Source organism: Bradyrhizobium sp. P5_C11_2 (assembly GCF_054049755.1).
The window spans coordinates 1-12080 of sequence record NZ_JBFULT010000239.1; the positions used below are offsets into that span (position 1 = coordinate 1).

A 12080-nucleotide genomic window follows, 5' to 3' on the forward strand; every position below is an offset into this window, starting at 1 on the left:
GTCGTGCGCGCCGCCTTCGACACCGTGCTCGGAGGCGAGGCGGTGCGGATGGAAATGCGGCTGCGACTTCCCGTCGGCGAACGCGATTTCGATTTCGGCATGCGTCCCGTGCTCGACCGCCACGGCAACATCACGGGCGCGGTGCCGGAGCTGGTCGACATCACCGAGCGCCGCCGCGGCGAGGAAGCGCTGCGGCAGTCGCAGAAGATGGAGGCGATCGGCCAGCTCACCGGCGGCGTCGCGCACGACTTCAACAATCTGCTCACCATCATCCGCTCGGCCACCGACTTCCTGCGCCGGCGCGAGCTGCCGGAGGAGCGCCGCCGCCGCTATGTCGACGCCATCTCCGAGACCGTCGAACGCGCCTCCAAGCTCACGGCGCAGCTGCTGGCCTTTGCCCGCCGGCAGCCCTTGAAGCCGCAGATCTTCAACGTCGGCAGCCAGGTCGATGGCGTCGCGCAACTGGTCCGGCCGCTGGTCGGCGGCCGCATCGAGATCGCGGTCGAGGTMCACGATGACGACTGCTTCACGGTTGCCGACATCGCGCAATTCGAGACCGCGCTGATCAACCTCGCCATCAACGCCCGCGACGCGATGAACGATGAAGGACGACTGACCATCGCGGTGCGGAAGGTTCAGGGCATTCCGAGCCTGCGCGCGCAATCGGCGCGCGGCGGCGACTATGTCGCGATCTCCGTCGCCGACACCGGCTGCGGCATCGCGCCGGAAAACATCGACGCCATCTTCGAGCCGTTCTTCACCACCAAGGAGGTCGGCAAGGGCACCGGCCTCGGCCTGAGCCAGGCCTTTGGCTTCGCAAAACAATCCGAGGGCGACATCGCGGTCGCGAGCGCGCCGGGAAAAGGCGCGACCTTCACCATCTATCTGCCGCAGGCGCAGAGCCCTGCCGGGGAGAAGGCAGCCGCGGCGCTGACCCACGAGGCCGCAACCACCGGGCGCGGCTATCGCGTGCTCGTGGTCGAGGACAATGACGATGTCGGCCAGTTCTCGACCGAGCTGCTGGAGGATCTCGGCTATGTCGTCCGCCGCGTCGCCAACGCCAACGCGGCGCTGGCGATCCTCGGCGAGAACGAATTCGCCGTCGACCTCGTCTTCTCCGACGTCATCATGCCCGGCATGAACGGCGTCGAGCTCGCCGGCATCATCCGCGAGCGCTATCCGGGCCTCCCCGTCGTGCTCACCAGCGGCTACAGCAACGTGCTGGCCGAGAACGCCCATCGCGGCTTCGAGCTGATCCAGAAGCCGTATTCGGTGGAGTCGCTGTCGCGCATCCTGCGCAAGGCGATCACGGAGAAGCTGTCGGTGGTGCGGTGAGTGACCACCAAAAAAACGCTGTCGTCCCGGCGAAGGCCGGGACCCATACCCACATCACGACAACTTAACCGCGCGCGCATCAGGAAGCCCATGAAACCCGCCCTCCTCTCCGCCTGGCAGACCTGGGCGCTGCTGTCCGCCTGCTTCGCCGCGCTGACCGCGATCTTCGCCAAGATCGGCGTCGAGAACATCAATCCGGATCTGGCGACCTTCATCCGCACCATCGTGGTGCTGCTCGCCTTCTCGGTGCTGTTGTTCTTCACTGGCCAGTTCGCCGTGCCGTCGGCGGTCGCGCCGAAAACCTGGCTGTTCCTGGTGCTGTCGGGGCTTGCAACCGGCGCGTCCTGGCTGTGTTATTTCCGCGCGCTGAAGCTCGGCCCCGCGACGCTGGTCGCGCCGATCGACAAGCTCAGCGTTGTCCTGGTCGCCCTCTTCGCCTTCACCTTTCTCGGCGAGCGCCCGAGCGCGCAGGGCTGGCTCGGCATCGCCATGATCGGCGCCGGCGCGGTGCTGCTGGCGGTGAAGTTTTGAGGAGCTCACCGGTGACGCGCGGAACCAACCGGACGTCACGAAGGTTGCTGCCGGGGCAACTTTGAGCCTCGATCGAGAAACCGATGTCGAGCCAAGACCCCGATCAGACGACGCGAGCCGGCCGCGCACTGGATGCGGCGAACTTTTTTCTCGCCGATGTCCGCGACGGACTTGGCCCCTATCTCGCCGTTTATCTTCTCACCGAGCAGCACTGGGACGAGGCGCGCATCGGCCTCGTGATGTCGATCGCGACCATTGCCGGCATCGCGGCGCAGACGCCGGCCGGCGCGCTGGTCGATGCAACGCGGGCGAAGCGGTCGGTGATGGCACTCGCCGCAATCATGGTGACGCTCGCATCGTTGTCGCTGCCCTTGTTTCCGGGCTTTCGCCCGGTCGCGATCTCGCAAGGGATCGCGCAGGCCGCGGCCGTGGTGTTTCCGCCCGCAATCGCCGCCGTCTCCCTCGGCATCTTCGGCCATGCTGCCTTCACCCGGCGCATCGGCCGCAACGAGACCTTTAATCACGCCGGCAATGCGGTCGCAGCCGGCCTCGCGGGGCTCTCCGCCTACTGGTTCGGCCCGACCGTCGTATTCTACCTTCTCGGCGCCATGGCAGTCGCAAGCCTCATCAGCATTCTTGCGATCCCCGGGCGCGCCATCGACCACGATCTCGCGCGCGGGCTGCACAATTCCGATGCGGGTAGCCGGCAGGAACAACCCTCGGGCCTCGGTGTCCTCCTGACCTGCCGCCCCCTGCTTATCTTCGCGATCTGCGTGGCGCTGTTTCACCTCTCCAACGCGGCCATGCTGCCGCTGGTCGGKCAAAAGCTCGCGCTCCAGGACAAGAACATGGGAACGAGCCTGATGTCGGCCTGCATCGTGGCAGCGCAGGTGGTGATGGTGCCGTTCGCGATGCTGGTCGGCGCGAAGGCCGACCGTTGGGGCCACAAGCGCTTCTTCCTCGCGGCGTTGTTGATCCTGCCGGTCCGCGGCGCGCTCTATACGCTCTCCGACAATCCGTTCTGGCTGGTCGGCGTGCAGCTTCTCGACGGCGTCGGCGCCGGCATCTTCGGCGCGATCTTCCCCGTCATCGTCGCCGACCTCATGCGCAATACCGGCCGTTTCAACATCGCGCAAGGCGCGGTCATCACCGCCCAGAGCATCGGCGCGGCGCTGTCGACGGCACTGGCGGGGCTGGTCGTGGTCGGCGCGGGCTACAGCGCGGCTTTCATCACCCTCGGCGCGGTGGCCGCGATCGGCGCCGTCATCTGCTTCCTCGCCCTGCCCGAGACGCGGCACATCGCAGATGGCGGCCCGCGTCCGCGGGGGAAGACAGCGGCGTCCGCATCAGCTATCGCTGCCGAATGAAGCCGTTTCACTTCGAGGACTGAACGTGCCGACCGTGCCGCATGACGCCTTCTGGGCCTGGAGCATCATTGTGCTTGCGACCGCAGGCGTCATCACCCGTCCCTTTCATCTGCCCGAGGCGATCTGGGCCGTGATCGGTGCCGCGGCGCTGGTGCTGCTCGGCCTCCTGCCATGGCCGGATGCGCTTATCGGCATCGAGAAAGGCATCGACGTCTATCTCTTCCTGATCGGCATGATGCTGATCGCCGAGCTGGCGCGGCTCGAAGGCCTGTTCGATTATCTCGCAGCCCTCGCCGTGGAATATGCAGGCGGCTCGCCGCAGCGGCTATTCCTGCTGATCTATCTCGTCGGCACTGTCGTGACGGTGCTGCTCTCCAACGATGCCACCGCGATCGTGCTGACGCCCGCCGTCTACGCCGCAACGCGCGCGGCCGGCGCCAAGCCGCTGCCTTATTTGTTCGTCTGCGCCTTCATCGCCAACGCGGCGAGCTTCGTGCTGCCGATCTCCAATCCCGCCAATCTCGTCGTGTTCGGCGCGCGGATGCCGCACCTCACCGAATGGCTGCGCCTGTTCGCCCTGCCCTCGGCGGCCTCGATCCTGCTGACCTATGTCGTGCTGCGCCTGACCCAACACCGCGCGCTGAAGGAGGAGACGATCGCGCGGTCAGTGCCGCATCCCAAGTTGAACCGCGGCGGAAAACTGACAGCCGTCGGCATCGTGGCGATCGGCGTCGTGCTGGTCACGGCCTCCGCGCTGGACAAGCCGCTCGGCCTGCCGACCTTCATCTGCGGCGTGGCGACCGCCGCGATCGTGCTGCTGCTGAGCCGGCAATCGCCGCTGCCGGTGCTGCGCGGCGTCTCCTGGAGCGTGCTGCCGCTGGTCGGCGGGCTCTTCGTGATGGTGGAAGCGCTGGTGAAGACCGGCGTGATCGGGCAGCTCAGCACACTGCTGCATGAGGCGGTAGCGCAATCCGTCCCACAAGCCGCCTGGAGCACCGGCATCGCCACCGCAATCGCCACCAACATTGCCAACAATCTACCGGTCGGCCTCGTTGCCGGCTCGGTTGCCGCCAGCGATCATTTGCCCGCGCCCGTCGTCAGCGCCATCCTGATCGGAGTCGATCTCGGCCCCAATTTGTCGGTGACCGGTTCGCTCGCCACCATCCTGTGGCTGGTCGCGCTCCGTCGCGAGAGAATCAAGGTCGGCGCCTGGCCGTTCCTCAAGCTCGGCATGCTGGTGACGCCGCCCGCCCTGATCGCGGCCTTGGCAGCCGCGATCAGGTAGCGTGCATACTAGTCGTTCTCGTAGCCGTAGACTTCCGGCAGGATGAAGATCGCAGCGAGCAATCCGATCATCGGGAAGATCGCGACCATCAGCGTGGCATTCGCCTGCCCGATCGCAGCGAACACCGTCGGGAACAGGAAGATCGCCAGGAACGACGGCAGCTTCACGAACATGTAGGCGAAGCCGCTGGCGGTGCCGCGGTACTTCGGCTTGGCGACCATGGTCGGGATCGTCATGCAGTTCGACGCGTCCCAATAATGGCCCCACAACATGGCGGCCGCTGCAAACGGCAGCAGGATCTTGTTGTCGGTGTAGAGCGCGAAAGCCGCRACCAGCAGCGATGCCAGCACGATGCCGAAGCCGGCGATCGCGATGCCGCGGTGGCCGATCTTCGGTGTCAGGAGCGGGCCGACCCAGCCGGACAGAGCGGCGAAGCAGAACAGCGCCATCGTCACCAGGTTGATGCCGAGCACGCTCGACACGCCGACCATGACAAAGAGCACCGGCAGGTAGAACGCAAAGGTCGAGAACTCGCTGCCTTGCGCAAAGCAGGCGATCCAGCCGTAGACAGTCGCTCGCCAGCGGATCGGATCCTGCTTGAGGTCGGCGAGAAAGGCGCGGGTGCTGACTTTCGGCACTTTCACATCGTGGTCCGGCAGCATGGCCAGATCGTCGTTGAACATCTCGCGCGCAACCTGCTTGGCCTCGCGGTAGCGTCCCTTCTGCACCAGCCACACCGCCGTCTCCGGCACGTCGTGCCGCATGATCAGAATGATCAGCGCCGGCACCGCGCCGAGGCCGAGCGTCACGCGCCACAGCATCTCGTGTTGCATGTCGATCAGAAGGAAGATCACGATGACGCCGATGGTCAGCACTTCGCCGACTGCGAACATGAACTGCCAGCGGTTGCCCATGACCTCGCGCTCGCCCTTGGCCATGGATTCCATGATGTAGGTGTAGCCGGTCGAAATATCCGAGCCGAGCGGAATACCGAGCAGGAATCGGATCACGATGAGCCAGGTGACGTTCGGCACAAAGGCCTGCGCCAGCGCCAGCACGATGAACAGCACCATCGTCACCAGGAACATGACGCGGCGGCCGATCTTGTCGGACAGCCAGCCGCCGAGCAGCGCGCCGATCAGGGCGCCGCCCTGTGTGCCGGCCGCGGCGAGGCCGAGCATCAGCGGATCGGGATTGTATTGCTCCTYGATGAAGATCAGCACGAAGGCGATCGAATAGAGATCCCAGGCCTCGACCAGGATCGAAGCCATCATCAGCCAGCCGACCTTGTTACCTTTGGGACTGTAGTTCGTGATGAGGTAGCGGACCGCGGCTTCGCTCGCGGTCGGTTGTGGCATGGCCATCGTTGACATGTTTGGTCCTCTCTTGAAAACTTTTTACGCGCCGAGCAGCGGCTCGATGCTGCAATCGAGCAGGCGCGGGTCGATCCCCGTCTCCATGCCCGTGAACATCTCGCCCATGTAGTCGATCAGTGCATCGCTCGCCTTCACCGCGTCGTCGACGCGGCGATTGGCGACGGCAGTGAGAATCGCCAGATGACGATCGATCGTGCCTGATAGATCGGCCTGTCCCGGCATGAAGCGGTGGTGGATATAGCCGATGCGGCGGTAGAGCGTGTGCAGCGGCCGCAGCGTATGCACCAGAAAGGGCTCCCCCGCCGCTTCCAGCACCAGCGCGTCGATGCGGCGGTCAATGCTGTTGAATTCGTCGAGGGTCAGGGTGGCGCGGCGTTCGCGCAGGAGCCGTTCGATATGGAGCGCCTGATTGCGATGCGACAGGCTGGCGCGATCGGCCGCGAGCCGGACCACGAAGCGTTCCATGTCGCGGCGCAGATCCAGCAGCATGCGCTCGCGGGCCAGATCGATCGGCGCGATGTGCAGGCCGTGGCGGGGGCGGATCATGATGAGCGTGTCGGCGGACAGACGATTGACGGCGTGATGCACCGGTGTGCGCCCGAAGCCGGTGATGTGCTGCAATTCCAGCATCGTCATGAACTGCCCGGGCTTGAGCTCGCAATGGACGAGAAGCTCCTCAATTCGCTGATAGGCGAGTTCGAAGAAGTTGAGCCGGTTGCGCCGGGAGGGCTTGCCCTCGCCGTCGTCCTCGTTTCTCACCACCTCGAGCGCGCGCTTGCGCCGTGCCATGTCGTCCTCCTGTCAGCCGCGCTCTCATTGTCGGGTGGCGCCCTATTTGTGGCACCCTTAAAACATGTTGTGATATATTACAAGCAGGCGTAAGACTTCGGCGCGACCTGCAACATGCTGCAGCGCAAAATGAGACGTAAGGCGCGAGGCGCCTGTGATGGGAGGATTGTTGCCGTGAAGATCACGTCGATCGAGACGCTGCGCACCGAGGAATTTTCCAACGTCATCTGGGTGCGCGTCCACACCGACACGGGCATGATCGGTCTCGGCGAAACCTTCTATGGCGCGGGCGCGGTCGAAGCGCAGATCCACGACACCTTTGCCGGCCGCCTGCTCGGCCGCAATCCGCTGCACATCGAAGCCATCCATCGCGACATGCTCAACCTGCCGATGGCACAATCCTCGACCGGCGTCGAATACCGCGCGGCTTCCGCGATCGACATCGCGCTATGGGACCTGTTCGGCAAGGTCTGCAATCAGCCTGTGCACCAGATGCTCGGCGGCCTCTGCCGCGACAAGCAGCGCATCTACAACACCTGCGCCGGCACGCAATATGTCCGCTCGACCAACATCAGCCCGGTGTCGAACTGGAATCTCGGCGCTTCCAAAGGTCCTTATGAGGATCTCGACGGCTTCATGAATCACGCCGATGCGCTGGCCGAGAGCCTTCTGGAGAGCGGAATCTCCGCGATGAAGATCTGGCCGTTCGATCCGGCGGCGCAGGAGAACAAGGGCCTCTACATCACCGCCGCGCAGATGAAGCAGGCGATCGAGCCGTTCGAGAAGATCCGCAAAGCGGTCGGCGACAAGATGGAGATCATGGTCGAGCTCCACTCGCTGTGGAACCTGCCGACCGCCAAGCAGATCGCGCGCGCGCTCGAACCGTACAAGCCGACCTGGTACGAAGACCCGATCCGGATGAACTCGCCGCAGGCGCTGGCCGAATATGCGCGCTCGACCGACGTCTGGGTCTGCGCCAGCGAGACGCTGGGCTCGCGCTTCCCCTACAAGGACATGCTCGATCGCGATGCCATGCATGTGGTGATGGCGGATCTGTGCTGGACCGGCGGCCTCACCGAGGGTCGCAAGATCGCGGCGATGGCCGAGACCTATCACCGCCCGTTTGCACCGCACGATTGCATCGGTCCGATCGGCTTCATCGCCGCCATCCACATGTCGTTCAGCCAGCCCAACACGCTGATCCAGGAATCGGTGCGCGCCTTCTATAAGGGCTGGTACAATGAGCTCGTCACCACGATGCCAACGATCAAGGACGGCTATGTCTTCCCGATGGAAGGCCCCGGCCTTGGCGTCGACCTCCTGCCCGCGGTATTCGACCGCAGCGATCTCACCGTGCGCCGTTCCAACGTCTGAGGATTTTTGAGATGAGCACCGCCCTCTTCGACCTTTCCGGCCACACCGCGCTCGTGACCGGTTCCTCCCGTGGCCTCGGCCGCGCCATTGCCGAGGGCATGGCCAAGGCCGGCGCCAAGCTGATCATCAACGGCGTCGATCCCAAGCGCGTCGAGCAGGCCGTCGCCGAGTTTCGCGCCGCCGGGCATCAGGCCGAAGGTGCCGCGTTCAACGTCACCGACGAGCCTGCGATCGTTGCGGCGTTCAACGATTTCGACAAAAAGGGCATTGCGGTCGACATCCTCGTCAACAATGCCGGCATCCAGCACCGCAAGCCGCTGGTGGAGTTCACCACCGACGAATGGCGCAAGGTGATCGAGACCAACCTCACCAGCGCCTTCGTCATCGGCCGCGAGGCGGCCAAGCGCATGATCCCGCGCAAGCACGGCAAGATCATCAATATCGGCTCGCTCGGCAGCGAGCTCGCGCGTCCCACCATCGCGCCCTACACCGCCGCCAAAGGCGGCATCAAGAACCTGACCCGCTCGATGGCGGTGGAATGGGCCCAGCACGGCATCCAGGCCAACGCAATCGGTCCCGGCTACATGCTGACCGACATGAACGAGGCGCTGGTCAACAACACCGATTTCAACACTTGGCTGATGGGCCGCATTCCCTCGAAGCGCTGGGGCAGGCCGGACGAGCTGGTCGGCGCCGCGATCTTCCTCGCCTCCGACGCTTCGACTTACGTCAACGGCCAGATCATCTATGTCGACGGCGGCATGATCGCCGCGATGTGATTGCGAACACAAAAACGGAGCAAGCCATGCGTGCCGTCGTCATTCACGCACCGAAAGACCTGCGGATCGACAGCTACCCCGATGCGGCGCCCGGTCCCGGGGAAGTCCGCGTCAAGATCGCCAACGGCGGCATCTGCGGCTCCGACCTGCACTACTACCATCATGGCGGCTTCGGCGTCGTCCGTATCCAGCAACCGATGGCGCTGGGCCATGAGATCGCAGGCGTGGTCGCCGCCGTCGGTGACGGCGTGACCAGCGTGAAGCCCGGCAGCCGCGTCGCGGTCAATCCGAGCAAGCCGTGCGGCCAGTGCCTGCATTGCCAGGAAGGCATGCGCAACCAGTGCCTCGACATGCGCTTCCTCGGCAGTGCGATGCGCTTTCCGCATGTGCAAGGCGGTTTTCGCGAGTTCATCACGATCGACGCCACGCAGGCCGTGCCGATCGCCGACAGACTGTCGCTGGCCGAGGCCGCGGTCGCCGAACCGCTCGCCGTGTGCCTGCATGCCGGCAAGCAGGCCGGCCCCCTCCTGGGCAAGCGCGTGCTGATCACCGGCTGCGGCCCGATCGGCGCGCTGATGATTTTGGTCTCGCGCTTCGGCGGCGCGTCCGAGATCGTAGTGACCGACGTCGCCGACGCACCGCTCGCGGTCGCCAGGAAACTCGGCGCCACGCACGCCATCAATGTCGCGAGCGATGCCACAGCGCTCGATCCCTGGCGCGCCGGCAAGGGCGTGTTCGACACCCTGTTCGAAGCTTCCGGCAACCAGGCCGCGCTGCGGACAGCGCTCGACGTGCTGCGGCCCGGCGCGACGCTGGTGCAGCTCGGCCTCGGCGGCGAGATGAATCTGCCGATCAACACCATCGTCGCCAAGGAGCTGCAGCTCCGCGGCACCTTCCGCTTCGACCCCGAATTCGAGCTCGCGGTGCGGCTGATGGGCGAAGGCCTGATCGACGTCAAGCCGTTGATCACCGCCACACTGCCGTTCGAGAACGCGGTCGCCGCCTTCGAGCTCGCCAGCGACCGCTCGCAGTCGATGAAAGTGCAGTTGACCTTCTGAGGATGTCAAATTCTCAGGGCTGCGCCGCGCCGTCGAGAAGACGATCGCCGACCAGCCGGACTGCACCCCGCTTCCAGGAATAGTCGGCCCCCATGCGCAAGCCGCTGTCGCCGCGTGCGACAACGGCGCCGGTCCGGGCGTCGCGAACCTGGAAGCCGACCGTGTATTCAGTTCGGCTCACGCGCCGGACCACGCCGATCAGCGATTGATCGGCGCCGAGCTTGCCGGCAACGGCGGCGTCGCACCCCCCGCAGTCCCGCAGGCCGTGTGACGTCACGACATCATCGCGGGCGACGCTGACGTCAACCATGCGGTAACGGCCGGACTGTCCGAGCAGCTCGCGCACACCGCCCGTGACCTCGGCGAGGTACGACGCATCGGAGGCCGTCAGCCCGGCCGCGGGCGCCGCGGTATTGTCATCGAGCTCGAAATCGAACACCGCGAGCGCGATCGAAGGCGCCGCGAGTGCGGCCATGACCTCGCGGGACACGAAGATCTCGGCACGCTCCCATGCCTCGTCATTGTCGCCGCGGAAGGTGTAGAGCTTGTCCATCACGACTTTCCTGGCGCCGACGTCGATCACAGCGACCTTGGCCCATTGCACCAGCGTGCTCGTCTTCTGGATGCCGCCGATGATCTTGAACGCCGGACCGTCCTGTGCGTCCGGCGCAAGCCGGTAACGCCGGTCCGCGCCGATATCCCGCCGCAGCGCGGCCATGAACGCCGCCAGCCGCTTCTCGTGGGCGGCGGTCTGGTTGGCCGGCTCGTCCGACGTATCGGCATAGCTGAAATCGTCGATAGCGACGCCGATGGCCTCGGCCGCGGCTGGCGAATAGGCTGCCGGGAGGGCACAAAGGAGACAGGCTGAGAGGATCAACCAGGTGCGACGCATGCGGGCCTCGTGTGATGGAGCTGCGCGGCAGTCTGGAGGGCTGCTTCCCACACTGCAGCCGCGGCTGTCCCGATCACAGCCGGGAAAATTTCACGACGTTGCACCGCGGTATGCGCAGTGCTTTCCGCCGCTTCCTTTCTGCCGTTTAATGCGGAGGCGACAAACCCCGTTCGCGCCAGGTGCCTGCCGATGTGGAACCGCCCGAGATTCGATCTCAAGGTCCGTCTGACGTTGCGCGTAGCCGCCATATCGGCCGCCTGCTTCGCCGCGATCTCCGCCTATTTCCTCATCACGGCCGATCGCGCGGCCCATGCGCGCATCGACGATATCGCCGCCATCGTGGCCAAGACGCTGGAGCTCCAACAGGGCAAGATCCAGTGGGTGGCGAGCCCGCGCTCGGACTTTCCGAACCTCGACCCTGTCTCGGCCTATGTGATGACGCCCGGCCTGTGTCTGGCGTTCCGCGGTACGAATGGTGACTTCCTCCAGCGCTTCTGTAGTGGCGCACCTATCCCGGCGAGCCCGCCGCCGCAGGCCTTCGCGGCGTTTTATCACGGCCTGTTCGACCCCGGCCGCGAGGCGGCACGGCCCGTGATCGTGCGCGGTGCGAAGCTCGGCGAGGTCGTGGTCTCGGTCGATCCGGCCGTGCAGACGGCCGACGCCTGGCACGAGGCCGGCCGCCTGATGCTCGCGCTGGCGATCGCCCTGCCGCTGCTGTGCGTCCTGGTCTACGCCGCACTGGCGCGCGCCCTGCGCCCGACGCGCATGATCCGCACGGGCCTGGAGCGGATCGCAGCCAACGATCTCACGACGCGGCTGCCGCCGTTCGATCTCGCCGAATTGTCGGCCATCCGCGACGTCTTCAACCACCTCGCCGAAAGCCTCGACACGGCACTGGCCGAACGCGCCGAACTGACGCGGAAACTGATCGCGCTCCAGGACGAGGAGCGCCGCCATCTCGCACGCGAGCTGCACGACGAGTTCGGCCAGTCGCTGGCAGCCATCCGCGCGCTGGCCTCCTCCGCCCGCCAGACCGCCGCGCAGGAATGCCCGTCCCTGCTCGGCGAATGCGACGGCATCGCACGGACCTCAACCGGCATGATGGAGACGCTGCGCGGCGCACTGTTCCGGCTACGCCCGCCCGATGTCGAGGAGCTCGGGCTCGTCGCCAGCCTCGAAGGTCTCGTTGCCGGGTGGAACGGACGCAGCGGCGGCAAGACGCGGTTTGCGATCCGCTTCGACGGCACGTTCGAGACCCTGCCGGCCACGATCAGCGCGAGCCTCTACCGCATCG

Annotated in this window: 11 protein-coding genes; 8 read left to right on the forward strand and 3 right to left on the reverse strand. The window is 65.7% G+C overall.

The genetic code is table 11. From position 1 onward, the window contains the following. From ACXJL8_RS21625 to ACXJL8_RS21640, 4 genes are all read left to right on the forward strand, one after another. Window positions 1-1335 (forward strand): ATP-binding protein (locus ACXJL8_RS21625; protein WP_456685549.1); only part of this gene is annotated, 1335 nt, incomplete at its 5' end. 90 nt (window positions 1336-1425) lie between these two features. After that, window positions 1426-1866 carry an EamA family transporter gene (locus tag ACXJL8_RS21630; protein ID WP_456623083.1) on the forward strand — a complete coding sequence of 147 codons (441 nt, stop codon included), beginning with the start codon at window positions 1426-1428 and terminating at the stop codon, window positions 1864-1866. Window positions 1867-1949: 83 nt separating this feature from the next. Further along, on the forward strand, window positions 1950-3233 hold the full coding sequence (locus tag ACXJL8_RS21635; RefSeq protein ID WP_456623084.1) for an MFS transporter: 1284 nt from the start codon (window positions 1950-1952) through the stop codon (window positions 3231-3233). 34 nt (window positions 3234-3267) lie between these two features. Continuing rightward, a complete protein-coding gene (locus tag ACXJL8_RS21640) occupies window positions 3268-4518 on the forward strand; it encodes an arsenic transporter (protein WP_456623112.1) in 1251 nt (416 codons plus the stop codon). Window positions 4519-4526: 8 nt separating this feature from the next. Here ACXJL8_RS21640 and ACXJL8_RS21645 read toward each other — a convergent pair whose 3' ends face one another. Then, window positions 4527-5891 carry an MFS transporter gene (locus tag ACXJL8_RS21645; RefSeq protein WP_456685550.1) on the reverse strand — a complete coding sequence of 455 codons (1365 nt, stop codon included), beginning with the start codon at window positions 5889-5891 and terminating at the stop codon, window positions 4527-4529. A 24-nt stretch (window positions 5892-5915) separates the two neighbouring features. Beyond that, complete coding sequence (locus ACXJL8_RS21650) at window positions 5916-6683, reverse strand: GntR family transcriptional regulator (RefSeq protein WP_456623086.1); 768 nt, start codon at window positions 6681-6683, stop codon at window positions 5916-5918. Between the two features lie 174 nt (window positions 6684-6857). Here ACXJL8_RS21650 and ACXJL8_RS21655 point away from each other — a divergent pair, with 174 nt between their 5' ends. From ACXJL8_RS21655 to ACXJL8_RS21665, 3 genes are read left to right on the forward strand one after another with little or no spacing between them, the layout of a single operon-like run. After that, entirely contained in the window at window positions 6858-8057 is a 1200-nt protein-coding gene (locus ACXJL8_RS21655; RefSeq protein WP_456623087.1) for a mandelate racemase/muconate lactonizing enzyme family protein, read from the forward strand. Between the two features lie 11 nt (window positions 8058-8068). Continuing rightward, on the forward strand, window positions 8069-8836 hold the full coding sequence (locus tag ACXJL8_RS21660; RefSeq protein ID WP_456623088.1) for an SDR family oxidoreductase: 768 nt from the start codon (window positions 8069-8071) through the stop codon (window positions 8834-8836). 26 nt (window positions 8837-8862) lie between these two features. After that, window positions 8863-9894: an L-idonate 5-dehydrogenase gene (locus ACXJL8_RS21665; RefSeq protein ID WP_456623089.1), complete on the forward strand. Its 1032-nt coding sequence runs from the start codon at window positions 8863-8865 to the stop codon at window positions 9892-9894. A 13-nt stretch (window positions 9895-9907) separates the two neighbouring features. On the opposite strand, the gene ACXJL8_RS21670 is transcribed toward ACXJL8_RS21665, so the two are convergent. Then, window positions 9908-10786 (reverse strand): DUF2380 domain-containing protein, encoded by an 879-nt coding sequence (locus ACXJL8_RS21670; protein ID WP_456623090.1) that lies wholly within the window; start codon window positions 10784-10786, stop codon window positions 9908-9910. Between the two features lie 189 nt (window positions 10787-10975). Here ACXJL8_RS21670 and ACXJL8_RS21675 point away from each other — a divergent pair. Next, window positions 10976-12080: histidine kinase (locus ACXJL8_RS21675; protein ID WP_456685551.1), on the forward strand; the 1105-nt coding region annotated here is incomplete at its 3' end.